Raw genomic sequence first — 26,017 nt, forward strand, 5'->3', positions numbered from 1 at the left:
ATAGAGTATTTAAGCGGGTCTGCAAGCCGGTAATAATCCCGGCATGAATAAAATCTTCTCTCATCACGTGCGTCTCCCCGCCACATTGCGAAACGATGCGGGCGCGCTGATCTACTCCGCGAAGAGTTTTGCCGCGGCGATGCTGGCTTACTACCTCGCGCTGTCGATAGGTCTCGAACGTCCCTCATGGGCCATTATTACGGTTTACATCGTATCGCAGACGTCGGTCGGGGCGTCGCTGAGCAGAAGCCTCTACCGGCTGGTCGGGACCGTGGCGGGGGCCAGCGCGACCGTTCTGATCGTGCCCATCTTCGCGAAATGCCGATCCTGTGCAGCGTGGTGCTGACGGGCTGGATCACGTTCTGCCTGTGGCTCTCCCTGCTGGAGCGCACGCCCCGGGCCTATGCCTTCGTGCTGGCCGGTTACACCGCGAGCCTGATTGGTTTTCCCGCGGTATCCGATCCGGGTGGCATTTTTAACGTTGCCCTCGTCCGCGTGCAGGAGATCGCAATTGGGATTTTCTGTGCGGGGCTGATTCACCGCTACGTGCTGCCCGCACGCGTATCAGGGCTATTCAACGCGAAATTATCCCAGACGCTACAGGCCGCGCGCGGTCGGGTGGCGGATACCCTGGCGGGTAAACCCGGCGCGGCTTCCGGCCCCCTGCATCTGGCCCTGGCGCTGCAGTTCCTGCAGGGGATAAGCCACCATGTTCCGTATGATTTTGCCCTGTCAGCTCCGGTGCGGCAGGCCAGAAAAGCGATTCACGATCGGCTGGCACGGCTCGCGATCGTCAACTGTGAACTACACGATCGCTTGCTGACGCCCGGAATTCTTCCCGCCGACATGCAGGCATTGCGGGAGGATGTTCAGGCCTGGCTTGCCGCTGAAGACGCGGGGGCCAGCAGCGCGGCTGAGGCGTTGCGGCTCCGCTGTACGCTTCTTATCGATCGGTATGCCGCGCATGCGCAGACGATTGACGACGCGCTGCAGGTCAGTTTTATTCGCTACCTCTCAGAGGCCATCGCGCTTCTGGAGCAGTGCGAGCGTCTTTCCGGGGCTATCCACCACGCAAAACCTGCGTTTGGGGAGATGCAAACCCGCGCGGCAAAAGGCTACGTTTTCCACCGCGATCCGCTTACCGCCGCCCGCACGGCGCTTGGGGCTTTCGTCATCATTATGAGCGGTTGTCTGGTCTGGATTTTCTCTGCGTGGCCGGATGGCGGTACGGCGGTCTCTATCCTTGGCGTCTGCTGCACGCTGTTTGGCAGTTTCGACACGCCGGCGCCCCACATCGTGAAATACATCATTGGCTCGTTCTGGGGCGTGGTGATTAGCCTGCTCTACAGCTTTGCGCTGCTGCCGCAGGTAAGCGATTTCCCGGTGCTGGTGGCGGTGCTTGCTCCGGCGTATCTGCTGGCCGGGTCGCTTCAGGCGCGCCCGCCAACCACGTTTATGGCGATGGGTATCACCCTGACGCTGCCCATTCTGTGCGAGCTGGGCGCGCACAACAGCGGCGACTTCGCCGTCGCGGCTAACACCGCCATTGCGCTCTTTGCAGCGACCGGCTTTGCCGTCATCAGCATGAGCCTGATGCAAACCGTGCAGGCGGACGCCGCCATCACGCGTCTGCTGAACCTCTGCCAGCGCGACATTCGCCGCAGCGTGAAAGGCACGCTGCGGGTCGACGAAACGCACTGGATCAACCTGATGATGGACCGAACTGCCCTGTTGCTGCCGCGTTTGCAGCGCAGCGAGCGTGCGCCAGAGCAGGCGCTTGAAAGGCTTTTGCACGCGCTGCGCCTGGGGCTTTCAGTCATGCATATACGCCGCAGTGACACACCGCCCGGCAGGGAGGTTGACGCGCTATTTCATCGGATAAACGCCGCGGACCGCCACGCCTTAGGCGAACGCATTACCGCCATCATCGAGCAAAACCTGCCTGCCGCAGATGAACCGACGCGCCAGTTTGTCTTCAGGCTGGTGGATCTTCACTGTGCATTACGGGGGCCAGACCATGGTTAACGATATTAATATCGGCGGCGTTTTTATTCCGGGGCTGCTGATGGCCGCCCTCGCGACGCTGGTCTGCACGCTGAGCCTCGTCGCGCTTTTCTCTCTCAGCAGGGTCTACCGGCGCTTGCCGTTTCGCCCGCTGATGGATGTTTCAATCTGGATTGTCATCTTTTACCTGCTGATGCAGGGCCTGATCGCGTTGGGGTTATTGTCATGAAATCACTGCTCTCTTTACTGGCTCGCTATGCGCTGACGTTAAGCGCCGTCGCAGCGGCCACGCTGCTGGCGTTTATGATGTGGAAACACTACGCGCAAACGCCGTGGACCCGCGACGGCCGCGTGCGGGCGGACGTGGTGCAGATTGCGCCGGACGTCTCCGGGCCCGTCATCAGCGTGGCCGTGCGGGACAACCAGTGGGTGAACCGGGGCGATGTGCTCTACGCCATCGATCCGCGCTGGCTCAGGCTGGCGGTGGCCAGCGCGCAGGCGGATGTGGAATCGAAACGCCATGAGATGCTGATGCGCCAGGACGCGGCCCATCGCCGCACGCTGATTAAAAACGCCATTTCGAGCGAGGATGTGCAGCAAACCGGCAGCGCGGCGAACGTCGCGGCGGCCAATTATCACGGCGCGCTGGCCGCGCTGGATCTGGCAGAGCTGAATCTGGCGCACGCCACCGTGCGTGCGCCGGTCTCGGGGTACGTTACGCACCTGCGGCTTCGACCCGGAGACTACGCGACGGCGGGGGAGACAAAGGTCGCCATCGTCGATGCCCACAGCTTCTGGGTGGTGGGGTATTTTGAGGAGACTAAACTGCGCCATATTCGCGTCGGGGATGCCGCGCAGATAGTGCTGATGGGATACGATCCGGTCATCACGGGGCACGTGGAGAGCATCGGGCGTGGGATCGGGGACAGCAACGACGAAACGGGCGGGCTGGGGCTGCCCGACGTCGAACCCACCTTTAGCTGGGTGCGGCTGGCGCAGCGCGTGCCGGTGCGTATTCATATCGACAGGTTGCCGGAGGGGGTTGAGCTGGTGGCGGGGCTGTCGGCGAGCGTGGCGGTGGGGCGAAAATCTGGGGATAGTCAGCCTTAAACACATATGCGAAACTTACCGCTTCTGAAAATATGTGGTGGGACCCGCTCAATGTCAGAACCAACTTCGCAGTGCCTTTTCAGTGAAGGTCTGATCGATTTTCCTGAAGGTTATCAGGATCGTACCGTCAACGTCTTCGCGCCGCCCGCAGCGGACGCGCCAGCGTTCAACCTCTCCCGTGATGCCCTCAACGCTGGCGAAGCGCTTGCCGCGTACATCGATCGCCAGCTCGCCCTGATGGAAAAACACATCAAGGGATGGAAGCAGGGGGAGCGTAGCGCCGCTACGCTGGGTGACGGCCTTTCACAGGGTGAAACCGTCCATGCCAGCTACCTGCGCGACGGCAAACGCATCTGGCAGCAGCAGGCCGTGTTTAACGTCGACGGCAATAAAATTCTGGTCTTCACCATGACCTGCACCCGCGCGCTGGGCGATGCTGACCGCGAGCTGTTTGGCGATCTTCTCAGGAGCTTTCGCTTCCACCATTAACATCAGGGATCGTTGTTATGTTTGAAGCTGCACGCGTAGGTGATGATATCGGCCACTCCGGTGCGCTTGCCGGGATGATTGCCGGAACGATTGTCGGCGGCCTGATTGCCGCCGCCGGGGGCATTCTGGCGGGGGCGATGTTTATTGCCGGACTTGGCGCATCCTGCCTGGGCGTGGGCGTCCTGCTCGTCGGCGCGAGCCTGGCCGTGGGGTACTACACCGGGGAGCTGGCGACCGCCGCCCGCGACAGCATCGCGGACGCCGGGGCATCCAGTATGACGAAGAAAGGCGTCATCACTTCCGGCTCGCCCAATGTGTTTATCAACGGTAAACCCGCCGCGCTTGCCACCGATAGCACCGTCGACTGTTCTGACGACGGCTCGCAGCAGATGGCCGAAGGCTCTAAGCGAGTCTTCATTAACAGCCAGCCTGCGTCCCGCATCGGGGATCGTACCACCTGCGACGCGAAGGTGATGACCGGTTCGGACAACGTCATCATCGGCGGCGACCCGCAGCAAACCCTGCCCATTCAGTCTGAAGTCCCCGAGTGGCTGTATAAAGTCTCCGATCTTACCCTGTTGTTCGCCGGCCTGCTCGGCGGGTGGGGCGGTGCCGCTGGCAAAGTTGGGGCGCTGTCTAAGCTGCTTGGGAAAATTCCCGGTATCAATAAGCTGGCCCGTATCGCCTGCCGCGCCGGCACGCTGATGACCGGCGTTGCCGCCGCGGGGATCATCGCCCGCCCGGTGGATATCGTCAGCGGACAGAAGTTTCTCAGCGGGGATGATGAGCTGGACTTCGTCCTGCCTTCCCGTCTGCCGGTGCGCTGGCAGCGCTACTGGCGCAGCGGCAACCCCGGCGACAGCGTTCTGGGCCGCGGGTGGAGCCTGTTCTGGGAAAGCCGCCTGGAGCCGTATCAGGACGGGCTGGTGTGGCGTGCGCCGTCCGGTGATTACATCGCCTTCCCGAATGTCCCGAAAGGGATGCGCACCTACTGCGAAAGCGAAAAAAACTGGCTTGAGCACCACTCTGACGACAGCTGGTCGGTCTATGACGTCAGCGGCGAGCGCTGGCACTATGCGCCGCTTAAGGATGATGCCCCGTCGCTGCTCCAGCGCATCTCTGAACCCTGCGGCAACGCTATCCTCTTCGAGTGGAATGCGAATAATACTCTGCATGCCCTTACCGACAGCGCGGGCCAGCGCGTAGTCTGCCGCTACGACAGTGACAGGCTTGCCGGTGCCTGGCTGGATGACGAGATCTGCCTGGTCAGTTACGCTTATGATGAACAGCGCCAGCTGGTCTGTGTGACCGGCCGGGGCGGTAGCGTGCGCCGACGCTTCCGCTGGCAGGACGGGCTGATGAGCGCCCATGAGGACGCCAACGGCCTGCTGAGCGAATACCGCTGGCAGGAGATTGACGGCCTGCCGCGCGTGGTCGGCTTCCGCCACAGCGGCGGCGAACAGCTGACGTTCGAATACGATTTTGATAACGGCACCCGCCGTGCGACCCGCGATGATGGCGCGCAGGCGCACTGGCTGGTGGACGACGACGACAACGTTGCGCGCTTCACGGATTACGACGGTCGTCAGACGACGTTTGTTTACCGCGACGGCGAACTCTGCGACGTCATTCTCCCCGGCGGTGCGATGCGCCGCAGCACGTGGGACAAATACGGCCGCATGACCAGCGAGACGGACCCGGCGGGCCGCCGTACGGAGTATCACTGGTATCGCCTGACCGACCGCATCACCCGGACAGTGTATCCGGACGGTACCTCATCGCAGGCCATGTACGACCTTCGCGGTCGCCTGCTGTCGGAAACGGATCCGGCCGGTAACGCCACCGCGTATGACTATCCCGACGATCAAGAAAACCTGCCGGAGAGCATCACCGACGCCATTGGCGGCGTGGTGCGTCTGGTCTGGAACCACCAGGGGCTGCTGACGCAGCGCACTGATTGCTCCGGCAGCGTGACCCGCTTTACCTACGACCGAGTCGGGCAGCTGATTGCCAGCGAGGATGCGGAAGGGAATATTACGCGCCGGGAATGGAGCCGTGCCGGGCTGCTGAGTGCCGTGATCCACCCGGACGGCAGCCGTGAGTCGCTGGTGTGGAACGAACGCGGCCAGCTCACGGGCTGGCGCGACCCGCTGGAAAGCGAAGTGAGCTGGGCCTATAACGCGCTCGGCCTCCCGGTCAGCCTTACCGACCGAATTGGCCGCGTGCGCCAGTGGCGCTATGACCCGCGTGGTAACCTGTTGCGACTCGATAACGGCAACGGGGCGGAATACCGCTTCACCTACGACGCCGTGGGCCGCCCGCTCAGCGAAACGCGCCCGGACGATACCGTGCGCCATATGGAATGGGACGCGCGAGGGTTCCTCTGCGCGCTCGAAGAGAACGGCCGGCCTGCCGCCGACGGCGGCATCGCCCGTCGCGTCCAGCAGTTCAGCTATGACGACAGCGGGCTGCTGATCGGGCGCACTCAGCGCCACGCGGAGTACCGCTACTTCCGCGACCTGAGCGGCCAGATTACCCGCATCCGCCGCACGCCAACCGCAGAAGGCGTTGCCCTGGGTATCGAAAGCGATGAGATTGTTTACCGGCACGATGCCAACGGGCGCGTGCTGAGCGAATCCGGTATTAACGGCGCGGTGGGCTACGAATGGGATGCCCTGAGCAACCTGACCGGCCTGACGCTGCCCGTCGAGCAAAAGCTGGCCTGGCTGCACTACGGCTCCGGCCACGTCAGCGCCATCCGCTTCGGGCAGCAGCTGGTGACCGAGCTCACCCGCGACCGCCTGCACCGCGAGGTGCGCCGCACCCAGGGCGCGCGCGAGCAGCTCCGTCAGTATGACAGCCTCGGCAGACGCACCCTTCAGCGCAGTGAGCTGAGTACGGACGTGACCCTGCCGGAGAAGGCGCTCCTGGAACGCCTCTATCGCTACACCGCGCGCGGCGAGCTTTCCGGCGTCAGCGACACCCTGCGCGGTGAGGTGGATTACGGCTACGACGCCGAAGGTCGTCTGCTGAAGCACTACGAGGCCCGCCAGGGGCACAGCCGCGCGCAGTTCAGCTATGACGCCGCGGATAACCTCGCCGCCAGTGGCGATGCGGCACCGGTCACGGATAACCGCCTGCAGCACTGGCAGGCGCTGTTCATGAAGTACGACCACTGGGGCAACCTGGTCAGCCGCCGCAACGGGCTGTATGAACAGCATTATGCGTATGACGCCGAGAACCGGTTGGTATCCGCCCGCGGAACCGGGCCGGAAGGGCGGTTTGAGGCGCGCTATCACTACGACGCGCTGGGCCGCCGCACGCGCAAAATCGTCACTACGACGCACGGCACCACCGAAACGCGCTTCCTGTGGCAGGGCTACCGCCTGCTGCAGGAGCAGCAGGAGAGCGGGCTGTGCAACACCTATATCTACGACCCGAATGAAGCCTGGAGCCCGCTGGCGCGGGTGGATCATCTTCGTGACCAGAACAGCGGTGAGATTTACTGGTTCAACACCGACCTGAACGGCGCGCCGCTGGAAGTGACCGACGAGCGCGGCGCGGTGCGCTGGAGCGGCCAGTACGGCAGCTTTGGCGAGGTGCGCCATCAGAGCGAAGGGTTCTCACGGCTTGTGAATCGCACGGCGATGGCGCATCAGCCGCTTCGCTATGCCGGGCAGTATGCTGATGGTGAGACGGGGCTGCATTATAACCTGTTCCGCTACTACGACCCGCAGGTCGGGCGGTTTATTGTGCAGGATCCGATTGGGTTGGCGGGTGGAAACTTAAATTTATATAACTATGCCCCTAACTCTCTGTTATGGATAGACCCTATGGGTCTGGCATTGAGCGGCGTTGACTTTAGTGGAAGCCCATCACTTTATCCTGTTACTGGGACACAACGAAATATCGTTGAAATTACCCTTCAAGGATCAAGGGGGCGGGATTTCACAGAAGCCTACAAACTTGCAGGCATAAGTGAAGCTGATGCAAGCGAATATACATGGCATCACCTTGATGATTTTGATCCAAAAACAGGTAAGTCAACTATGCAGTTAGTCACGACTGAGGCGCACAAAGCATCTTTCCCACATAAGGGGTCTGTATCTCAGTTCGAAAAACATTTTGGAGTGAAGTATGGCTCTCCTGAAGCTATAAAAATATCTCATAGTAAAGGATGGCTGAGAGGTCGTATTCCTAAACATTGTCAATAGGAGAGAAATGATGATTAAACTTATAGATTCTTCACCTGCTGTATCTGCTAATGAGCTAGGCAAGATCGAAGTTTCGCTGGGCGTAACTTTTCCTAATGCCTTAAAATCTTTATGGCTTATAAGTAATGGTGGCATACTGGACGAAGGTCGTCGTGTTTATCAAAGTGAACACTACGAGAATGATATAAAATATTTCTTACCTATATTACATACTAAAAGTTCAGGCATATTAACTGTTGATGATTACTATAAGGATTTAGTAGTTAACAAAAAAATTCTTGCAGAAAATTTTATACCATTCGCAATTGATGGAGGTGGGTTTCCCTATTGTGTTGGGATAAATGATGGTGCAGTATATTTTTGTGATTTGGAAAATCAGGAGGAGATCTATCTTGAGCCAGATTTTGACAGTTTTATCGGAAAAATAATTCCTGAAGATGAAGCATGGTGATATAGGTTCTTACCCTCGTAAGAGGGGGGCTTTGTTGATCACTACTTTTTACAGGGGGCTTCATTGATGCATTGATGGAGTGCCCAATTATTTCATTAATAACATATTTCCTTTTCTGCTGACTTGGTATAAGAGATGCTAAATCACGTTCAGACTCCAGGCTTTATTAAATCCATTAGTCGGTAAAGAAAATAAAATTTTCCGGCTTTTATTAATTTGTTTTTCAATTCTACCTAAAGAGACGTACATTGTAGTTGATCATAAATGTGACTTAAAGATGCTAAGAATTTTTACGCTGAAATTGTTATGGGAATTAGGAAAGAGAAAATGTACTTTTTATGGGGGTGAGTTGAAGAAATGATTAAAGATAACCTGATCTCTAAAATAAGTATCTTTTCTGATGGTAATGTCATTGGGCGGATAGGTGGAAATGTCCCTGAATTCTTTTTAGATAAACTAGGTGATATTCAGGGGCATAAGTTTTATTTGACAGTTCAGAATCCTGATGATGGACATGAGTATATTACGATACTTATTCCTGAAGGGCATGAGGATATGATTGATAACAATATCTACCCCAATTGTTCAGTAAAAGTTTTTACGCATCCGTTTTCTGATGAAAGCAATAATTATGTATTTACGATAAAACACATTAATAAGGCAGTTGTTGTTGGGTATGATAAGGTTGAAAGTGAAGAGTTTGACTTTATCACTAAAACCGAAGATGCAAGGTTAATACAATCGGAAGATTATTATTTTGATGCTTTGCAAAAAGATGGTTATGAATTTTTCATGCAGATAGATGAAGATTATTATCCAGATGCATTGCTTGATGGTGATTACATCTTTGGTTACGGTGCTTTGTATTTGTATAAAAATATATCTGGCGGGAATATCGTGGCTGGTTTTTGGCAGTGCTCGTAAAGATAAGTGATTAATAAAAGCTGGATTAATATTAATTATTTTCGGCTGATATTATACAGGTTGTTTTTTATTCAGATTGCATTTACTTTCTTATTTTTTAATTAGTTCTATAAAAAAAATTTTAATTTAATTAGTTATTACTGAGGGCTATATTTATGGATGCGTCTGATACTATTATTAATGAGATTGAAAAAGCATTAAAACAACTTATTTTCATTTGCAATAAATACTCGCTTTCAGGGATTTTCAGCACCGTCAATGATCTGGACAATGCCTTCCCGTCCAACTTACCTCGTTCGACAGAGGTGGAATTTTTATATGAAAATTATAATCCTGAAAAATTAAAGATTGAAACAGGCTTCACGCCAATTAAACTTCACTCAGTCAGTGAGCTCTTAAAGGCTCAAAGTGGTTATGAATACTTACCAGAGAATTACCTTGTTATTGGCGATGATTTAGGTGGAGGTAAACCTATAATTGCGGTTATCGATGAAGGGAATACCTCTGCTTATGCAAGTTATAATGTAGTTGAACCGTTTCAGATAGCTGGTAGTCTCTCTGGTTTCATATTTTCTTTAGCAGAGCTTATTGATGTGGTATATGGTCAATACGATATCTTTGATATAGCAGATGATAATGATGAAGTAAAAGATGATTTTATTGATGAGTTGCGGAAAAGAATTATGCCTCTTATCGGTAATGAAAACTTCGATGCATTCTATGATTATTTTTATCGCTAGGATACATGTTTTTTGATTTAGATAAATGAATGGAATATGCCGGAAACCATTAAGTTCCGGCTTTAATTACTACAATCAATTTTTCCATAACAGAGGTTGCGTATCTAAGATCAAGAAGTCATGACCTTAACAAGGAGAGCTTATGCCTATTTCATGCGGTAAACCTGCAAATAAAGATGAAATTAAACTTATGGAGGGTATATTCAAATTCAGTTTACCTGAAGATTATAAAGAATTCCTCAAGTTGAAAAATGGCTTTGTTGTAAAATCTCCGGATTTTTGTGAGTTAGAGTATGAAGGTGTCGATGAAGGGGTAATCGCCTTTTATGCCCTTTTTGGAATAAATATGAAAAATCCAAACCACGACATTTTTCGTCAAAATGAAAATTTTTTAAGTGAACTTGATTTTATTGATGATAAGTTAATTATTGGTGATGATCCTGGAGGTAATTTTTACCTTATATTAAATGGCAGTGAAAGCCAAGGTGTGTATTATTGGGACAGAACACATCTACATGCTGAGGATGATATCCAAGAGTTTGAGATCGCTGAGCAAAATGAGTGCGGCAATATCTATAAAATTACTAATAGCTTTACGGAATTTTACAAGAAAATTTGTGAAACATCTCTTGATGCAGGAATGAATGTAACTGTTGATTTATGATATTTCAAAATAAAGCCATAATCAGAATATGATCATGGCTTATTTTTTTACATTTAGATGTTAGTAAATAGATAAACAGTAATAAAAAGAATGTCAGGTATGCTTGTATTTTACCATTGGTAATAATGCCATTGCATAGGAAAAAGGCATTACACAGAAAGGGGCTCAGAATTTGTTAAGGGAAAAGATGCACACTCCACAATCATCTGATTGCGAATAACATAATTCTTCTGCCGAGAGATCTTCATGCCAATGTGCCCCTGTTGGCTACGAATCAGATATATGGAGGAAAGAACATTGTTGAATAAATTAGAGCGCTTTGGAGCGAAATCGACACAATTACCATTAGATGAACTGAAAAAGACTTTAAATACATTAGAAGCATCCACAGGGCCAATTCCTGAAACTTATCGTGCCTATTTACTTCATTTTGGCGTTTCTGTTCTTTTTGATGTAAATGTTGTTTTCAAAGCGTTACAACCATCTCCATGGTCTGATGAGCAAGGAACTGATACGCTTGAGTCTTTATACGGTCTTGCAGAATCGGGTAAAGAATATACTGTCTTTGAAATGGCTGATACATACTGGAATGATTTTCGCGATCAATGGTTACCGATAGGAGCCTCGTCTGGTGATAATCAAATTTGTCTTTGTCTCAAGGGAGGTATGTCGGGAGAGATTTGGTTTTGGGATCACGAGTCTGATCCAATATTCAATGATTCAGCCGTGATTTCCGGTCTGACAAAAATAGCAAACTCCTTCGATGAGTTTGTTGATATGCTTACTGTTCAGGATGATAAAATAGAAACATCAGGTGTGATTAACGTCGATCTTGATTTTTAATAAAGGAGTACTTGCGGTGATCCTGACGAAGCCCATCCATTGACGTAAGGTGGGCGTAGCTGGTGTAGTAAATATTACAGCAGCAACAGCCGCTTCGCTATGCTGGAAATATATAATTTGCCTTTTAAAAGAGCAATATTAAAAATATTTGTGCGGATGCAATTTTCGGTTGCAACTATATTAATGAATTTCAGGTTTTCGGTAAAAATCTGCCAGGAGTAAAACGATTCATGATAAGGATAAATGATGAGTATAATTAAAAATCTTGTTGCAACGTGTATTAACTGCGCTGAAGAAAATGATGTTCTCACCATCGGAATAGGGGATGACAGCCATGATCCAAAAAAATTTATCATTATCGGACGATTCGATGAAGATGAATTATCCGTTAACGAATGCATTGGATTCCAGAGTGAGTCAACGGAATATGAGTTAACAGACTCTATTCGTTCCGTACAACTCACAGATGACAAACTTGTGATCGTGCTTAATGATGATGCTGCAAAAAAAATTGGCATCAGCGAATATCACGTGGTCATTCCTGCTGCAAAAGATTCTAAATCGCTTGGAAAGTGTTTGAAGGAAGTGTTTGAAGGCAGTGATGTGCCGCTACAATTACCGTAAGGTTTTAGCCTCGATATCGCTAGCTTGGCTGCTTCACTTTTTTCTTAATATAGAAAAATATCACCCTCATCAATTCCCATAAACGCATTCACCGGCACGCAAAAACGCTTCGCCAGCTCGCGCATATGCTCCAGCGTTAATGTCGGGGTCGTGCTCGACAGTGGGCATTACCTCGACGGAATTCTTTTTAATAAGCGCCGATTAAATAGCGCGCTTCATCATCACGTAATCGCCAAAGATAACATCTGGCTCCCAGCCATCGTTTTTATAAAACGCAAGGGCAGGCACATTTTTTTTGATAAACACCCAGCTTCAGCGTTTTAATATTTAACGCATTGGCTGCCTGATAAAGTTGCGCCATTATACGTTTAGCCAGGTGTTGTCGGCGATATGACGGAGCAATAGCAATCGTTAACTCAGGACCCGAAATCCCAGGTTTGTCCCCTTCGGGGAAATTCCTGAGCCAGGCAGCCCCTGCTGGAGTTCCGTCTGTGGATTCCGCAATAATACCCACCTCGCCCGCCTCAGGGAAATTTTCTATATATGCATATGAATGGGGAAAATTTCAATATTATCTATGTCAAATGTTTGTTCAGAGGCTATCGTTGCCTCATAAAGCATCTGCACCATAAAAGGGCGATCTTCTGCTGTAATTAATCTAAATCTAAAATCCATTATCAGTATCTTCCATAACGTATTGTACACAATTGGCTTAAGGCGCAAACGATACATGCCATCTGTGATGAGCTCAACGTATAAGAAGGTTATTTACAATCAGCTGGCGGTTTGAGACCAAATGGCATTAGCGTTGCTGATTAACGCTGTAACGTTTTCGTTAGCATCTCACTCCAGCCCTTCAATATTCGACTTAACTGCCTTCAGCGTTCTTTTACGGATCCAGCCGCTGCCTGCCCGAATGACCAGCCAGTAAGCTGTCATTTTTAGCTGAGTGCTTCTGTCGGGACAATAAACAAAGGTTTCCGTGGAGAGCTCATGTTGGCCTGGTGCGCGTTCCGTTACCTGATAGCGCAGCAGCAGCTTTGCTTTACCCGCAGCGACTGGCGTCTGAAAAGCGCTGGCATCTGGCATGTTTTCAAGGTTGAAATCTGTACGCCAGAATTGTCCTCTTAACCCGTAACAGATCTCTGACGCTGATTGGGTCAAAAGGGTAAAACTGTGCAACCCAAAGTTGCTCATCGACCCGGCCTGTTTATTCCGTAATAATTTTTTCGGTATTTGCCGCAAGGACATTAACCGCCGAATCACGGCATCCTGACGGATGTCAAAGTTTGCAATCAACGGCAGAATATTTTCAGGGTGACAAGTGTGGATGACCGTTTGGTGTTTTTCATAAAACTGGAAGTGGGGGAGAAAAGCGGGAACATCCTGCCAGTTAGCAAGCGCTTTGCGGGTAACGAATCCTGGGTTCAGCATCGCTTATCCTTGTCACTCCTTGAGTTCAGGCAGAGTAACAGATGGTGTGCCGCAGGCAATTACCAGGAAAAGGGAGTGGGAAGCGTTACGATGTCATCATTAATTCCCTGTCACCTTAACCTGCTTTCGCTCAATTCCCCACAAACGCGCTCACTGGCAATCCAAAATGCTTCGCCAGCGCGCGCATATGATCCAGCGTTAACGTGCGCTGCCCGTTGAGGATCCGACTCACCAGAGACTTCTTGCCAATCTCATTCTCAAAGTCGCCCTGAGTAAGTTGGTACTGATCCATCAGCGTTCTCAGCTGTGCAACTCCAGATGGAATGCTGGCAAAGCGCGCGTTAAATTCTGCAAACTCCGCAGACTCGTTTTTGTATTTATCGATTTTGGCGGTGAGCAATTCTACCAGCGGGCTATCGGGGTCATGCTCAATTAGATACTCCACAAGTGTCAGCGCATCCTCATAATCTTGTCGCGACGGGCTTGATCCCAGGAAAGGGAGCTCGTTTGTCAGATCATTTGCCGCTTTGATGGCTGCTGCATAATTCATTCTTTCGTTCTGCGGTAGAGGTCCGTGAGCTTGTCACACTCTGCGTGTGTGCTGATGTGTTTGATGACGATCTTTCCCCGCTCAAAATCAGCAAAAACATTATCCGTAAAGGCCAGCCACCTATATCGATGACCTGCCCGTTTTCCCGATACTTCATCCTGTCCAGGTTGGAGAAGCGCTTTCGCATATAGTCTGGTGTCGGTAGTGCTCCATTTTTAGTACCCGATAAAGATCGTTTGCGGCGACTGCTTGATTTGGAAATTGTCTGGTGGCGTGAGTACAAACACAGTATGAGGTGACTGTGAAAGATATGCCCGCTTTGTGCCAGAAGCGGACAAGTCCATATCTGTATGTTAAATCCTCTAATGCATCAGAAAGTGAATGTTAAACGGATGCGTTCACTTCTGAGTGTCTTAACCACTCATTCACTGATATCGAATACAGAAGGCTTGGAGGTGCATCTTTAACATCATGAATCTCTTTGACATATTTTAACCCCGACTTCTGGAGCACTTTCTGTGACGCCATATGACTCTCTCGAACAACAGCTGAAATCTCGGTTAATTTAATACTATCAAATCCAAATTTTATCGCGTATAGGGCAAATTCTGTGGCCAGGCCTTTACCCCAAGCCTCTGTAGATAAGCGATATCCAAGATTATTGATAACAATATCGTCATAATTACGAATCCCCAGCCCGCCAAAACCGATAATTTGATCAGGATTAGTAAGAAGTGAAATTGCCCAGTTTCCAAACCCATGAGCTTGCCAATGGTCGAGCCAGCGATTCATAACCATTTGTGCATGACCAATGTCCGGATATGGTCCCGCAGGATTAAACGTGTTAGTAGCGGGATCACCGTAAATTTTGAATAGATCGTTTACATCTGATGAGATTACAGGCCGAAGGTACAATCGATTTGTTTGAATTATCAACTTTATCTCCTAACGAATCATGCCATCAATATGCTTTATTAGATGGATCCTTTTGATTTAAGCACACTTTACGTGGGAGTAACTGGCGAATACATTGACAGTTATATCCGCTCCTCGCTCTTATCAGACATTCAACAAACAAAATTGCATTTTGCGTAAGGACGACATCCTGTTTTTCATCAAGCAGAACCCGGCCCTTCATCACCTGCCTCAGTGCGCCGTAATATAAGGCTCTTTCACAAACTCCGCCAGCAGCCAGACCATATCATGCAGTAGCCCTGTGAGTTCTTTCGCCACGTTCGCAGGCAACGTCCCACCCATAACCGCCAGCGTTAACGCCACGGCATAGTCCACCTGTAGCGTCGTCTCCTGCCAGCAGTCCGGCACGCAGGAGTTAATCTTTTCTCCCGCAATCAACTGTTCAACGAGATACGTTGGAAGTTCAGCTTCACAGCATTCCCGTAGTTGCTTAAGCGCAGCCAGCAATCGCTTACAGAGCGTGGCAAACGTTACCGAGTCGTCAGTTTCAACAAGCACGCTCACATAGGCGGCACAAGCATCTGCCAGTGCGAAAAGATCCACAGAATCGGGAATTGGGTTATTGATGAGATGATGAACAACACTTTCTTCAGAAAGCGCATAAGAAAATCCAGGGGTAGTCGCCATTTAGCATCCTCTATGTGCAAAAAAACGTCATGTTATGCTAACGGGTTCCTACGCCCGGTTACGGATGTGCCGCAACGCAGGCACTTTACGACCGTGAAGAAGGGATGAAAAGGGGATGCCCATGAATTACATAAGGTTGCTTGCAGGTTTGCGAGGCGGCTTCCAGAAGGGCATTGCCGGGTGGCGGCTACGCCTTACCCGGCCTACAAAACCAAAAACCAAAATACCCCACCCCGACACGAACCGTAGGCCCGTGCAAGCGCAGCGCCGCCGGGCACAGCCGCGCTGCCGCTACCCCTCACTCATCATCGTCAAAAACCGCTTCACCGTCCGCGAACGCTCAAACCGACGCCAGCAGAGCGCGATATCGGTATAAAGTTCCGGTGAGTTCAACGCATGATAGGTGACATTCGGTGGAGAAATGGCCGCCATCGATTTTGGCACCAGCGCGAATCCGCCGCCCGCGGAAACCATGCTCAGCGAAGATGAAAGCTGTGACGCCTGCAGCGCGTGCTGCACGTCGATTCCGGCCCGCTCGCAGTAGCTGTAAACCCTGTCATACAATCCCGGCGCGACCTCCTGCGGGAACAGCACCACCGGTGTATCCCGCAGCTGCTCTAAGGCCAGCGAATCGCTCTCCGCCAGCGGATGGTCGCGATGCAGCGCCACCACCATCGGCTCGCGGTCGAGAATTTTGATTTCAAACATCTTGCTGCTTTCGCACGGCAGGCGCACGAAGGCGATATCCAGTTCACCGTCCGCCAGCATCGTCGTCAGCGACGACATATTCGCTTCTACCTGATGAACCTGCACCGCCATGTTCTGCACCTGAAACTGACGGATTAGCGCGAAAATCTGAGGATGAAAAGCGTCGGAGCTGGTGATGCCTATCGACAGGCTGCCGTTCAGTCCGCGCGCGATGCCGCGCGCTTTCTCCAGCGCGGCGTCGCTCAGCGCCAGGATCTTACAGGCGTCCTCATAGAAGGCTTCTCCCGCCTCGGTCAGCTCTACGCCTCGCGTCAGACGCCTGAACAGCGGGGTGCCCACTTCCTCTTCGAGCCGTTTGATCTGCTGACTCAGAGGTGGCTGTGAAATGCCCAGCGCTTTGGCTGCTTTGGTGAAGTGTCGCTCGCGTGCAACCGCGACAAAATACCGCAGATAACGAAGTTCCATATCTAAAACGTCTCAAACCAGCATGGTTTCTATATTGGAACTCTCTGCTGAATCGGGTCAACATTTATTTAACCTTTCTAAATAAAGTTGAAGAGGACGAGCATGATGATGCATTCATCTGCCTGCGACTGTGAGGCCAGCTTGTGCGAGACCCTGCGTGGGTTCTCCGCCCAGCATCCTGACAGCGTGATCTATCAAACATCGCTAATGAGCGCCCTGCTAAGCGGCGTATACGAAGGTGAGACCACCATCGCCGATCTGCTGGCACACGGTGATTTTGGCCTGGGTACGTTCAACGAACTGGATGGCGAAATGATTGCCTTCAGCAGCCAGGTATACCAGCTGCGTGCCGACGGCAGCGCCCGGGCCGCGAAGCCGGAGCAGAAAACGCCGTTCGCGGTGATGACCTGGTTTCAACCGCAGTACCGTAAAACCTTTGATACGCCGGTCAGCCGTCAGCAGATCCACGATGTGATCGACCAGCAAATCCCGTCCGATAACCTGTTCTGTGCGTTGCGTATCGACGGTAATTTCCGCCACGCCCACACCCGCACCGTACCGCGCCAGACGCCGCCGTACCGGGCGATGACCGACGTGCTGGATGACCAGCCGGTGTTCCGCTTCAACCAGCGCGAGGGCGTGCTGGTCGGGTTCCGCACCCCGCAGCATATGCAGGGCATTAACGTGGCCGGTTATCACGAGCATTTTATTACTGACGACCGTCAGGGCGGGGGACACCTGCTCGACTATCAGCTTGAGAGCGGTGTGCTCACCTTCGGCGAAATTCACAAGCTCATGATTGACCTGCCCGCCGACAGCGCATTTTTACAGGCCAACCTTCACCCCAGCAATCTGGATGCAGCGATCCGTTCCGTCGAAAACTAACAGGAGAACTACCGTGAACAGTGAGAAACAGTCACGTCAGTGGGCGCATGGCGCCGATATGGTTGTCGGCCAGCTGGAAGCGCAGGGCGTGAAGCAGGTGTTCGGGATCCCGGGGGCGAAAATCGACAAAGTGTTTGACTCCCTGCTGGACTCCTCCATCGAGATCATTCCCGTGCGTCACGAAGCGAATGCGGCGTTTATGGCGGCAGCGGTAGGGCGGTTGACCGGTAAAGCCGGGGTGGCGCTGGTGACCTCCGGTCCCGGCTGTTCCAATCTGATCACCGGCATTGCCACCGCCAACAGCGAGGGCGACCCGGTGGTCGCCCTGGGCGGGGCGGTCAAACGCGCGGATAAAGCGAAGCTGGTGCACCAGAGCATGGACACCGTCGCCATGTTCAGCCCGGTGACCAAATATGCCGTCGAAGTCAGCTCGCCGGACGCGATTGCCGAGGTGGTATCGAACGCGTTTCGCGCTGCCGAGCACGGCAGGCCGGGGGGCGCGTTCGTCAGCCTGCCGCAGGATATCGTCGACCAGCCTGCGACGGGGGCGATTTTACCCGCCAGCGGTGCGGCGCTGATGGGTCCGGCACCGGAGTCTGTGATTAACGACGTTGCGAAGCTTATCGAAAACGCTAAAAACCCGGTCATTTTACTTGGCCTGATGGCCAGCCAGCCCGCGAACAGCGATGCCCTGCGTAAGCTGCTGGAGAAAAGCCGTATCCCTGTCACCAGCACCTATCAGGCCGCCGGGGCGGTGAACCAGGAGAACTTTACCCGCTTTGCCGGACGCGTCGGCCTGTTCAATAACCAGGCGGGCGACCGACTACTGCATCTGGCGGATCTGATTATCTGCATCGGCTACAGCCCGGTGGAGTACGAGCCGTCTATGTGGAACAGCGGCGACGCCACGCTGGTGCATATTGACGTGCTGCCTGCCTATGAAGAGCGTAACTACGTGCCGGATCTTGAGCTGGTGGGGGATATCGCCGGAACGCTGAACCTGCTTGCCAGCCGGATCGAGCATAAGCTGGAGCTGAGCCAGCGCGCCTCTGAAATCCTGGTCGATCGTCAGCATCAGCGGGATCTGCTCGATCGTCGCGGCGCCTCGCTCAACCAGTTTGCTCTGCACCCGCTGCGCATCGTGCGCGCCATGCAGGACATCGTCAATAACGACGTGACCCTGACCGTGGATATGGGCAGCTTCCACATCTGGATCGCCCGCTACCTCTACAGCTTCCGCGCGCGTCAGGTGATGATCTCCAACGGCCAGCAAACCATGGGCGTTGCCCTGCCGTGGGCGATTGGTGCCTGGCTGGTGAACCCGGGCCGCAAGGTGGTATCGGTCTCCGGTGACGGTGGCTTCCTGCAGTCGAGCATGGAGCTGGAAACCGCGGTGCGCCTCAACGCCAACGTGCTGCACATCATCTGGGTGGATAACGCCTACAACATGGTGGCGATCCAGGAAGAGAAAAAATACCAGCGCCTTTCCGGCGTCGAGTTCGGCCCGGTCGATTTCAAAGTCTATGCCGATGCCTTCGGCGCGAAAGGCTTTGCCGTGGAGAGTGCTGAAGCGCTCGAACCGACGCTGCGCGCGGCGATGGATGTCGATGGCCCGGCCGTGGTGGCCATTCCCGTCGACTACAGCGATAACCCGCTGCTGATGGGCCAGCTCCATCTCAGCCAGATTTTGTGACTCAATATAAGGACAGAGAAATGCAAAAAGTTGCTCTCGTAACCGGCTCAGGCCAGGGGATTGGTAAAGCGATTGCGCTGCGCCTGGTGAAGGATGGCTTTGCCGTTGCCATTGCCGACTATAACGATGAGACGGCAAGAGCCGTCGCCGATGAAATCATCCGCAACGGCGGCAAGGCTGTCGCCGTGAAGGTGGATGTCTCTGACCGCGAGCAGGTGTTTGCGGCGGTGGAAAAAGCGCGCACCGCGCTGGGCGGATTTAACGTCATCGTTAATAACGCCGGGATTGCGCCGTCCACGCCTATCGAATCCATCACTCCAGAGATTGTCGACAAGGTCTACAACATCAACGTGAAAGGGGTGATCTGGGGTATTCAGGCTTCCATCGACGCGTTCCGCAAAGAGGGGCACGGCGGGAAGATCATCAACGCCTGCTCCCAGGCAGGCCACACCGGCAACCCGGAACTGGCCGTGTACAGCTCCAGCAAGTTCGCGGTTCGCGGCTTAACCCAGACCGCAGCGCGAGACCTTGCTCCGCTGGGCATCACCGTTAACGCCTATTGCCCGGGCATCGTCAAAACGCCGATGTGGGCAGAAATCGACCGTCAGGTCTCCGAGGCGGCGGGCAAACCGCTTGGCTACGGGACGGAAACTTTTGCCAAACGCATCACGCTGGGTCGTTTGTCCGAGCCGGAAGATGTCGCCGCCTGCGTTTCATACCTCGCCGGGCCGGATTCTGATTACATGACCGGGCAATCCTTATTGATTGATGGTGGGATGGTGTTCAACTAAATACTAATATACCCGTCATACTTCAAGTTGCCTGTGCGTTGGCTTTCCTCGCTCACCCCAGTCACGTACTGATGTACGCTCCTGGGGATTCGCTGCGTCGCCGCCTTCATGCAACTCGAATTATTTAGGGTAAAAGCTCTGACATGAGTTTTCCCCTGCCCCCGTGCAGGGGCTTTTTTTTGTCTCCTTAGCCATTGTGCATTACACTGCGCGCTGCAAAACTTTAGTCATTACGATCTGACAGGCGGTAACAGCGATGAACGGAACAATCACAACGTGGTTTAAAGATAAAGGCTTTGGATTTATCAAAGATGAAAACGGCGATAACCGCTATTTTCATGTGATTAAGGTCGCCAACCCTGATCTGATTAAGAAAGATGCGGCGGTGACGTTCGAACCGACGACGAATAATAAAGGCCTTTCCGCCTATGCGGTGAAGGTGATCCCCGAGAGTAAACACCTCTATATTGCGGGCGAGCGCGTGAAGCTCACCTCGATCAAATCCTTCGTGGTGTTCAGCGAAGAAGAGCCGGTTGAAACCAAAATCGACAAAGAAAACGCAGTGCTGTCGGTGGGTCTGCTGATGAACAGCATTAAGCCAAAATCCGAGGTAAAATCGGGTGAAATGCGCACCGTGAAGAAGCTGGCGATCACGACCTTCCAGAACACGACGCTGATCTTTACCGAAGATGAAATTGACATTGACGCTACGGTCAAGCTGCTGAAGTGATTTGTTGCCGGGTGGCGGCGATGCCTTACCCGGCCTACGAAAAACCCTCAACGCGGCACGAAACGTAGGCCCGGTAAGCATCGCGCCACCGGGCACAGCCGCACCCGTTTACCCCATCCTGTGCTCGCCCCGTAACATCGCCTCCCGATCAAACACCTTCTGGATCTCCCCGTGTGCCATAAATGCCGCCCGGTCGGACATATGGGCAATCACGTCCGCATCGTGGCTCACCAGCAGATAGGTCATGTCGTGGGCGGCTTTCAGGCGGTTGAGCAGGTTCAGAATTTCCGCCTGCACGGACATATCCAGTGCCGAGGTCGGTTCATCCAGCAGCAGAAGCTGCGGGCGCAACAGCAGCGCACGGGCAATCGCCACGCGCTGACGCTGGCCGCCGGAAAGCTGGTGCGGATAACGTTTCCCCGCATCGGCAGACAGGCCCACCTGTTTAAGCGCATCCGCCACCTTTTCCGCAATCTGCGTTTCGCCATGGATGTTCAACGGCTCCGACAGCGTGCGTGCAATGGTGTGGTTCGGGTGCAATGACGCCCACGGATCCTGAAACACCATCTGCACGTTGCGACGCAGCGTGCCTTGAAAACGTCGCCCGGGCGTTAACGTCTCTCCCAGTAGCGTAATGTTCCCGCGCCACTCGCGCTGCAGCCCCGCCAGCACGCGCAGAAGGGTCGATTTCCCGCAGCCAGATTCCCCGATCAGGCTGAAGGTTTCGCCTTTCGCGATGGTAAAGCTGGCGGCAGAGACCGCCGTCTTTTCCCCGAAGGTGACCTGAACCTGGTTAACCTCAACGAGCGCCATCGTTCGCCTCCTTCCACGGCTGCGAACGGTCGAGCGTCGGCAGCATCTGCCCAAAGGTATTGGCATTTGGCCTGCAGGTCCACAGGGTGCGCGTATACGGATGCGTTGCCTGAGGGAGTTGGCTTGCCGCCATCTCATCAACCTTTTCGCCCTGATACATCACCAGCACGCGGTCGCAGTGTTCCGCCACCAGCGGCAGGTCATGGCTGATTAACAGCATCGCCATCTGGCGCGCTTCACACTGCTGCACCAGCAGTTCGAGGATCTGGTTGCGCAGGCGAGCGTCCAGCGCTGAGGTCGGTTCGTCGGCAATCAGCACCTGCGGGTTGTTGATGAGCGCAATCGCAATCATCACCCGCTGGCCCATGCCGCCGGAAAGTTCGCCGGGATAACGCTGAAGCACATGTTCGCTCAGTCCGACAGCGCGAATGATGTCGTGAATGCGCGCCACGCGTTCTGAACGGGGCAGGCGCTGATGCAGCGTGAGCGCCTCGTCAAGCTGGGCGGCAACGCTTTTCACCGGATTGAGCGCGTAGCGCGGGTCCTGCAAAACCATCGCAATCCCGTTGCCGCGCAGCGCTTGCCAGCGGCGGGCGTTCAGGGTCAGCAGATCGTTGCCCAGCACGTTAAGTTGCCGGGCGCTCACCATGCCGGGCTTACGTACCAGCCCCATCAGGGCGCGGGCAGACATCGATTTACCCGAGCCGGATTCACCCACCAGCGCCAGACGCTCGTTGCCAAGCGTAAAGCTCAGGTTGTTGACCACGCGTGCGGCGGGGTAGTCGATATTCAGCGCATCGACGATAACGCGGTGTTCAGTCATGTTGCGGCTCCAGTACGTCACGCAGGCCATCGCCTAGCAGGTTAAAGGCCAGGCTGGCAAACAGAATGGCTCCGCCGGGAATGGCGGCGATCCACCACTGGTCGAAAATCACCTGCATGCCGTCAGCAATCATTGCCCCCCATTCAGCCATTGGCGGACGGGCGCCAAGGCCGAGGAAACCGAGCCCGGCGGCGGCCAGAATAATGCCGGCCAGATCCAGCGCCAGCCGCACAATTGCAGACGGCAGACACAGCGGCAGAATATGGCCGACCAGCAGGCGCGGGCCGCGAATTCCCATCATCTCGGCAGCAGCCAGATAATCGCTGTGGCGCAGACGCTGAATTTCACTTCGCGCCTGACGTGCATAAGCAGGCCAGGTGGTTAAGGCCAGCGCCAGCGCGCCGTTGACCAGCCCTGGGCCCAGCATCGCCACAAACGCGAACGCAAGGATGAGGCGCGGCATCGACATCACCACGTCGGTAAAGCGCATCAGGAGGCGCTCCATCCAGCCGCCGTAGTAGCCGGACAGGATCCCCACCAGCAGCCCGGTGGGCAGGGTAATGACCGTCACTAAGGCCACCAGCCCGAGCGCCGGACGGGTACCGTAAATCAGGCGCGAGAGCAGGTCGCGCCCGTAGCTGTCGGTGCCGAGCCAGTGCTGGCTATTCGGTGCCTGCAGGCGCGAGGCGGCATCCTGCCAGTTCGGGTCAACCGGTGCAAGCCAGGGGGCGAACAGGGCGATCACCATCAGCAGCACGATGGCAATCAACCCGCAAAAGGCGGCAGGCGAACGGCGCAGGCGACGTATAAAGAGATAAAACGGCATCAGCGCACCCTGGGATCGGTTGCCTGCACAAGCAGGTCGGTAAGGTTATTGATCAGCACAAAACAGATGCCAATCAGCAGCGTGCCGCCCATGACGGCGGTAGTGTCTCCGGCGAACAGGGCGGTGGTGAGGTAGCGTCCGATGCCTGGCCAGGAGAAGACGGTTTCCGTTAATACCGCACCTTCCAGCATGCTGGTGTAGGCCAGCAGCAGCACCGGCAGCACAAGGTGGCTGAGGGCGTTGCGAAACGCCTCGCGATCGCCAGAAAGCCAGGTATCCACCAGCGCAAAGCCGGTGCGTGGTTCTACGGTGAACTGCCAGATGTCATCCAGCCTGCCGGGACCCGCGCTCCACTGCAGCTTCGCGTAGAACAGGGCCAGCATCAGCAGGCCAAGCCAGAAAATCGGCACCGAGTTGCCGAGCAGGGTGAGCGTTCTGAGCGTTAAATCAAGCGGCGAACCGGCATAGCGGGCGCACAGCACCCCGGCAATCACGCCGAGCACGGCGCCGATGATTAAGGCCAGCGTAGCCAGTTCGAGCGTGGCGGGAAAAGCGTGCAGCAAGTCCTGCAACACCGGCTGGCCGGTGGCGCTGGCAGTGCCCAGATCACCGTGGGCAAGGTCTTGCAGGTAGTGCCAGAACTGCACGGGCAGGGGGCGATCTAACCCGAGCTGGTGGCGAACCTGATCGTAGGTGGACTGGCTGGCGTGATCGCCGACGATCTGCAGCACGCGATCGACCGGAGAAAATGCCGAGAGCGCAAACGTGACGAGCAGCAGCCCGAAAAGCGTGAGCAGCAGAGTCAGCAGAGCCTGAAGCACGCGGGTGGAAAGATGTGGCATGGGAAATCTCTTCATGCCGGGTGGCGGCTTCGCCTTACCCGGCCTACAAAACCGAGAACACAGGCCGGGTAAGCGCAGCGCCACCCGGCAACAAAGGCTACTTCGTGACGCGATCGTACCAGACCATGTCCGCGTTCAAGCCCTGCTGATATCCCTTCACGTTATCGCGCACCACGATCTGGGTTTTGCCCTGATCGACGAACACATACGGCGAGCTATGTTGCAGCTGTTCCTGCATTTTCTTGTACAGATCCAGACGTTTCGCCGGATCCGGCTCGGCAACCGCCGCCAGCGTGGCTTTGTTAAGCTCGGAAATTTTCCAGCTGTTCAGACCGGCTACGGTACTGGATTTGCCATCGTTCCACGCAAAGGCGCTGGCGTTAGAGTGCGCATCAAAGTAGTCCGGGATCCACAGACGAATCGCCGCCTGATGCTGCTTTGCGCGCACGCGGGCATAGACCTGGCTCCCGGCAGCGGGCAGCAGATCGACCTTCACGCCCCCCTGAGCAAAGCTCGCCTGCATGGACTGGGCGATGGTGATAAACGGCGGCTTGTTCTCCACGTCCAGCGTGAAGTGCGCGTCTTTAATGCCCGCTTTGGCGAGAATTTCTTTCGCCTTAGCCGGGTCAAACGTGAATGGATTCGCTTCCAGCGCGCCCGGCAGACCGACCGGCAGGAAGCTCTGATGCACAAAATACTGGCCTTTCAGCAGGTTTTTGGTAATGCCTTCATAATCAACCAGCCAGCGTGAAGCCTCCCAGAACGCCGGGTTGTTGAGCAGTGGGTTAGCGCTGTTGCCGGTGTTAAACACCAGATAATTTTGCTCGGCGGACGGAATGCTCAGCACCTTCACGCCCGGCTTGCCCTCCAGGGCGCTAATCTGGTCTGCACCCAAATCGCGCGCCACGTCGGCATCACCCTGCTGGATCAGCAGGCGACGGGAAGCCGGATCGGGAACGTTTTTAATGATGATGCTTTTAAGCTTCGGCGCGCCGCCGGGAGCCGATTCGTTGGCTTCCAGCACGATAGCCTGATGCGGCTGATAAACGCGCATTTTGAACGCGCCGCTGCCTGCCGAGTGCATTTTCAGCCAGGCGTTGCCGAAGTCGTTGTCCTTCACGTTCGCCACCACCTGCTTTTCATCGACGATGGAGGCAATCGGCGTGGAGAGAATATTCAGCGCCACCGACGGGCTAACGTCCGCCGTCCAGTGAAGCTGGAGGGTATGGTCATCCACTTTTTTCAGCTGGCTGGCGATGTTGCTCGCGTCCCAGCCCAGCACGTTGAGGATAAACGCCGGGGATTTGTTCAGCGTCACGGCGCGGGTATACGAGAAGATCACGTCTTCCGGGCGCAGTGGGTTTCCGGAAGCGAATTTCGCATCGGGCTTAAGCTTGATGGTCAAGTTTTTTGCTGCCGCGTCGGCTTCCCAGCTTTCCGCCAGAATCGGCGTGATTTTTTCCGGGTTATCGCGGTCCGGTTGCACCAGACGCTGATACAGGCTCGGTACGGTCTGGATGCTGGAGAGCTCGTTGGCTTCGGCCGGGTCGAGGCTTACGATGTCATCAAGCCCCTGGGCAACCACCAGCGTATTCGGCGGAGTAGCGGCGTGGACTGCGTTTGAGAGCGCGGCCAGCACCAGTAACGGCAACAGTTTTTTTGTCATAGCGATCCCTGAAATAACTCTATTGTGATTGTTTTATGCTCCGCTACGTTAGGTCGACTAAGACATTCCGCAAAGTCGAAATTCAGCTTTGCTTATGCCTTCCGGGAATAACGCATACGCTAAGGC

The 26,017-nt window shown here is 54.3% G+C and carries 25 protein-coding genes and 2 pseudogenes; 15 read left to right on the plus strand and 12 right to left on the minus strand.

Annotated features, from left to right (window positions below; all coding sequences use genetic code 11):
• The first annotated feature begins 43 nt into the window (after positions 1 to 43).
• The 11 genes and pseudogenes from L383_RS22510 to L383_RS22460 all read left to right on the plus strand — a co-directional run bounded on the left by L383_RS22510 (position 44) and on the right by L383_RS22460 (position 12,063).
• Positions 44 to 2,025, plus strand: a pseudogene (locus L383_RS22510) (FUSC family protein).
• The gene (locus tag L383_RS22505) at positions 2,018 to 2,233 is read left to right on the plus strand and encodes a DUF1656 domain-containing protein (RefSeq protein ID WP_014882886.1); all 216 of its coding nucleotides are present in this window, start codon (positions 2,018 to 2,020) and stop codon (positions 2,231 to 2,233) included. The pseudogene L383_RS22510 and the gene L383_RS22505 overlap by 8 nt, the downstream one beginning before the upstream one ends.
• Positions 2,230 to 3,114: an efflux RND transporter periplasmic adaptor subunit gene (locus L383_RS22500; protein ID WP_023332311.1), complete on the plus strand. Its 885-nt coding sequence runs from the start codon at positions 2,230 to 2,232 to the stop codon at positions 3,112 to 3,114. Before L383_RS22505 ends, L383_RS22500 begins: the two co-directional genes overlap by 4 nt.
• Before the next feature lie 51 nt (positions 3,115 to 3,165).
• On the plus strand, positions 3,166 to 3,603 hold the full coding sequence (locus L383_RS22495; protein WP_014882888.1) for a DcrB-related protein: 438 nt from the start codon (positions 3,166 to 3,168) through the stop codon (positions 3,601 to 3,603).
• Positions 3,604 to 3,620: 17 nt separating this feature from the next.
• Positions 3,621 to 7,817, plus strand: a complete 4,197-nt coding sequence (locus L383_RS22490; RefSeq protein WP_023332312.1) for an RHS repeat-associated core domain-containing protein — start codon at positions 3,621 to 3,623, stop codon at positions 7,815 to 7,817.
• A gap of 7 nt (positions 7,818 to 7,824) precedes the next feature.
• Positions 7,825 to 8,268 (plus strand): SMI1/KNR4 family protein, encoded by a 444-nt coding sequence (locus tag L383_RS22485; protein WP_032628744.1) that lies wholly within the window; start codon positions 7,825 to 7,827, stop codon positions 8,266 to 8,268.
• 357 nt (positions 8,269 to 8,625) lie between these two features.
• On the plus strand, positions 8,626 to 9,192 hold the full coding sequence (locus tag L383_RS22480; RefSeq protein ID WP_023332314.1) for a hypothetical protein: 567 nt from the start codon (positions 8,626 to 8,628) through the stop codon (positions 9,190 to 9,192).
• 155 nt (positions 9,193 to 9,347) lie between these two features.
• Positions 9,348 to 9,932, plus strand: a complete 585-nt coding sequence (locus tag L383_RS22475) for a hypothetical protein (RefSeq protein WP_023332315.1) — start codon at positions 9,348 to 9,350, stop codon at positions 9,930 to 9,932.
• Between the two features lie 142 nt (positions 9,933 to 10,074).
• Positions 10,075 to 10,596 (plus strand): SMI1/KNR4 family protein, encoded by a 522-nt coding sequence (locus L383_RS22470; RefSeq protein ID WP_023332316.1) that lies wholly within the window; start codon positions 10,075 to 10,077, stop codon positions 10,594 to 10,596.
• 297 nt (positions 10,597 to 10,893) lie between these two features.
• Positions 10,894 to 11,439: an SMI1/KNR4 family protein gene (locus tag L383_RS22465; RefSeq protein ID WP_032628746.1), complete on the plus strand. Its 546-nt coding sequence runs from the start codon at positions 10,894 to 10,896 to the stop codon at positions 11,437 to 11,439.
• 243 nt (positions 11,440 to 11,682) lie between these two features.
• Positions 11,683 to 12,063, plus strand: a complete 381-nt coding sequence (locus tag L383_RS22460; protein ID WP_239519865.1) for an Imm10 family immunity protein — start codon at positions 11,683 to 11,685, stop codon at positions 12,061 to 12,063.
• 265 nt (positions 12,064 to 12,328) lie between these two features.
• Here the strand turns inward: L383_RS22460 and L383_RS24645 are convergent, their stop codons facing one another.
• From L383_RS24645 to L383_RS22440, 7 genes and pseudogenes are all read right to left on the minus strand, one after another.
• Positions 12,329 to 12,577, minus strand: a complete 249-nt coding sequence (locus L383_RS24645; protein WP_071852621.1) for a GNAT family N-acetyltransferase — start codon at positions 12,575 to 12,577, stop codon at positions 12,329 to 12,331.
• Positions 12,578 to 12,906: 329 nt separating this feature from the next.
• Positions 12,907 to 13,497, minus strand: a complete 591-nt coding sequence (locus L383_RS22455) for a hypothetical protein (protein ID WP_023332319.1) — start codon at positions 13,495 to 13,497, stop codon at positions 12,907 to 12,909.
• A gap of 130 nt (positions 13,498 to 13,627) precedes the next feature.
• Positions 13,628 to 14,047, minus strand: coding sequence for a helix-turn-helix domain-containing protein (locus tag L383_RS22450; RefSeq protein ID WP_023332320.1), 420 nt, complete (start codon positions 14,045 to 14,047; stop codon positions 13,628 to 13,630).
• Positions 14,044 to 14,359: pseudogene (locus L383_RS26240) on the minus strand (type II toxin-antitoxin system HigB family toxin). The gene L383_RS22450 and the pseudogene L383_RS26240 overlap by 4 nt, the downstream one beginning before the upstream one ends.
• Before the next feature lie 72 nt (positions 14,360 to 14,431).
• A complete protein-coding gene (locus L383_RS0123600) occupies positions 14,432 to 14,983 on the minus strand; it encodes a GNAT family N-acetyltransferase (RefSeq protein WP_023332321.1) in 552 nt (183 codons plus the stop codon).
• Positions 14,984 to 15,193: 210 nt separating this feature from the next.
• Complete coding sequence (locus tag L383_RS22445; protein WP_023332323.1) at positions 15,194 to 15,649, minus strand: hypothetical protein; 456 nt, start codon at positions 15,647 to 15,649, stop codon at positions 15,194 to 15,196.
• 291 nt (positions 15,650 to 15,940) lie between these two features.
• Positions 15,941 to 16,822 carry a LysR family transcriptional regulator gene (locus tag L383_RS22440; protein ID WP_014882916.1) on the minus strand — a complete coding sequence of 294 codons (882 nt, stop codon included), beginning with the start codon at positions 16,820 to 16,822 and terminating at the stop codon, positions 15,941 to 15,943.
• Between the two features lie 105 nt (positions 16,823 to 16,927).
• Between L383_RS22440 and budA the strand changes: the two genes are divergently transcribed.
• The 4 genes from budA (at position 16,928) to L383_RS22420 (ending at position 20,921) form a co-directional block, all read left to right on the plus strand.
• Complete coding sequence (gene budA, locus L383_RS22435) at positions 16,928 to 17,707, plus strand: acetolactate decarboxylase (RefSeq protein WP_014882917.1); 780 nt, start codon at positions 16,928 to 16,930, stop codon at positions 17,705 to 17,707.
• Positions 17,679 to 19,400 carry an acetolactate synthase AlsS gene (alsS, locus tag L383_RS22430; RefSeq protein WP_226882680.1) on the plus strand — a complete coding sequence of 574 codons (1,722 nt, stop codon included), beginning with the start codon at positions 17,679 to 17,681 and terminating at the stop codon, positions 19,398 to 19,400. Before budA ends, alsS begins: the two co-directional genes overlap by 29 nt.
• Positions 19,401 to 19,420: 20 nt before the next feature.
• On the plus strand, positions 19,421 to 20,191 hold the full coding sequence (locus tag L383_RS22425; RefSeq protein ID WP_023332326.1) for a (S)-acetoin forming diacetyl reductase: 771 nt from the start codon (positions 19,421 to 19,423) through the stop codon (positions 20,189 to 20,191).
• Between the two features lie 256 nt (positions 20,192 to 20,447).
• A complete protein-coding gene (locus L383_RS22420; RefSeq protein ID WP_014882920.1) occupies positions 20,448 to 20,921 on the plus strand; it encodes a cold-shock protein in 474 nt (157 codons plus the stop codon).
• A gap of 108 nt (positions 20,922 to 21,029) precedes the next feature.
• Here the strand turns inward: L383_RS22420 and L383_RS22415 are convergent, their stop codons facing one another.
• From L383_RS22415 to L383_RS22395, 5 genes are all read right to left on the minus strand, one after another.
• The gene (locus L383_RS22415; RefSeq protein ID WP_014882921.1) at positions 21,030 to 21,734 is read right to left on the minus strand and encodes an ABC transporter ATP-binding protein; all 705 of its coding nucleotides are present in this window, start codon (positions 21,732 to 21,734) and stop codon (positions 21,030 to 21,032) included.
• Positions 21,721 to 22,557, minus strand: a complete 837-nt coding sequence (locus tag L383_RS22410) for an ABC transporter ATP-binding protein (RefSeq protein WP_014882922.1) — start codon at positions 22,555 to 22,557, stop codon at positions 21,721 to 21,723. The genes L383_RS22415 and L383_RS22410 overlap by 14 nt, the downstream gene beginning before the upstream one ends.
• Positions 22,550 to 23,383 (minus strand): ABC transporter permease, encoded by an 834-nt coding sequence (locus L383_RS22405; RefSeq protein ID WP_023332327.1) that lies wholly within the window; start codon positions 23,381 to 23,383, stop codon positions 22,550 to 22,552. Before L383_RS22405 ends, L383_RS22410 begins: the two co-directional genes overlap by 8 nt.
• Positions 23,383 to 24,225, minus strand: a complete 843-nt coding sequence (locus L383_RS22400; RefSeq protein WP_023332328.1) for an ABC transporter permease — start codon at positions 24,223 to 24,225, stop codon at positions 23,383 to 23,385. Before L383_RS22400 ends, L383_RS22405 begins: the two co-directional genes overlap by 1 nt.
• A 97-nt stretch (positions 24,226 to 24,322) precedes the next feature.
• Positions 24,323 to 25,891: an ABC transporter substrate-binding protein gene (locus tag L383_RS22395; protein ID WP_023332329.1), complete on the minus strand. Its 1,569-nt coding sequence runs from the start codon at positions 25,889 to 25,891 to the stop codon at positions 24,323 to 24,325.
• Positions 25,892 to 26,017 lie beyond the last annotated feature (126 nt).

It is taken from the genome of Enterobacter sp. MGH 37, assembly GCF_000534515.1.
Taxonomy (GTDB): Bacteria; Pseudomonadota; Gammaproteobacteria; order Enterobacterales; family Enterobacteriaceae; genus Enterobacter; species Enterobacter kobei.

What these genes read in the sequence shown, in the direction of transcription:
- L383_RS22425 (WP_023332326.1), top strand. Translation starts at nt 19,421, where the DNA reads ATGCAAAAAGTTGCTCTCGTAACCGGCTCAGGCCAGGGGATTGGTAAA.
- L383_RS22480 (WP_023332314.1), top strand. Translation starts at nt 8,626, where the DNA reads ATGATTAAAGATAACCTGATCTCTAAAATAAGTATCTTTTCTGATGGT.
- L383_RS22440 (WP_014882916.1), bottom strand. Translation starts at nt 16,822, where the DNA reads ATGGAACTTCGTTATCTGCGGTATTTTGTCGCGGTTGCACGCGAGCGA.
- L383_RS22410 (WP_014882922.1), bottom strand. Translation starts at nt 22,557, where the DNA reads ATGACTGAACACCGCGTTATCGTCGATGCGCTGAATATCGACTACCCC.
- L383_RS22420 (WP_014882920.1), top strand. Translation starts at nt 20,448, where the DNA reads ATGAACGGAACAATCACAACGTGGTTTAAAGATAAAGGCTTTGGATTT.
- L383_RS22415 (WP_014882921.1), bottom strand. Translation starts at nt 21,734, where the DNA reads ATGGCGCTCGTTGAGGTTAACCAGGTTCAGGTCACCTTCGGGGAAAAG.
- alsS (WP_226882680.1), top strand. Translation starts at nt 17,679, where the DNA reads ATGCAGCGATCCGTTCCGTCGAAAACTAACAGGAGAACTACCGTGAAC.
- L383_RS22470 (WP_023332316.1), top strand. Translation starts at nt 10,075, where the DNA reads ATGCCTATTTCATGCGGTAAACCTGCAAATAAAGATGAAATTAAACTT.
- L383_RS22445 (WP_023332323.1), bottom strand. Translation starts at nt 15,649, where the DNA reads ATGGCGACTACCCCTGGATTTTCTTATGCGCTTTCTGAAGAAAGTGTT.
- L383_RS22395 (WP_023332329.1), bottom strand. Translation starts at nt 25,891, where the DNA reads ATGACAAAAAAACTGTTGCCGTTACTGGTGCTGGCCGCGCTCTCAAAC.
- L383_RS22485 (WP_032628744.1), top strand. Translation starts at nt 7,825, where the DNA reads ATGATGATTAAACTTATAGATTCTTCACCTGCTGTATCTGCTAATGAG.
- L383_RS22405 (WP_023332327.1), bottom strand. Translation starts at nt 23,383, where the DNA reads ATGCCGTTTTATCTCTTTATACGTCGCCTGCGCCGTTCGCCTGCCGCC.
- L383_RS22495 (WP_014882888.1), top strand. Translation starts at nt 3,166, where the DNA reads ATGTCAGAACCAACTTCGCAGTGCCTTTTCAGTGAAGGTCTGATCGAT.
- budA (WP_014882917.1), top strand. Translation starts at nt 16,928, where the DNA reads ATGATGCATTCATCTGCCTGCGACTGTGAGGCCAGCTTGTGCGAGACC.
- L383_RS22450 (WP_023332320.1), bottom strand. Translation starts at nt 14,047, where the DNA reads ATGAATTATGCAGCAGCCATCAAAGCGGCAAATGATCTGACAAACGAG.
- L383_RS22455 (WP_023332319.1), bottom strand. Translation starts at nt 13,497, where the DNA reads ATGCTGAACCCAGGATTCGTTACCCGCAAAGCGCTTGCTAACTGGCAG.
- L383_RS22475 (WP_023332315.1), top strand. Translation starts at nt 9,348, where the DNA reads ATGGATGCGTCTGATACTATTATTAATGAGATTGAAAAAGCATTAAAA.
- L383_RS22400 (WP_023332328.1), bottom strand. Translation starts at nt 24,225, where the DNA reads ATGCCACATCTTTCCACCCGCGTGCTTCAGGCTCTGCTGACTCTGCTG.
- L383_RS22460 (WP_239519865.1), top strand. Translation starts at nt 11,683, where the DNA reads ATGATGAGTATAATTAAAAATCTTGTTGCAACGTGTATTAACTGCGCT.
- L383_RS22490 (WP_023332312.1), top strand. Translation starts at nt 3,621, where the DNA reads ATGTTTGAAGCTGCACGCGTAGGTGATGATATCGGCCACTCCGGTGCG.
- L383_RS22505 (WP_014882886.1), top strand. Translation starts at nt 2,018, where the DNA reads ATGGTTAACGATATTAATATCGGCGGCGTTTTTATTCCGGGGCTGCTG.
- L383_RS22500 (WP_023332311.1), top strand. Translation starts at nt 2,230, where the DNA reads ATGAAATCACTGCTCTCTTTACTGGCTCGCTATGCGCTGACGTTAAGC.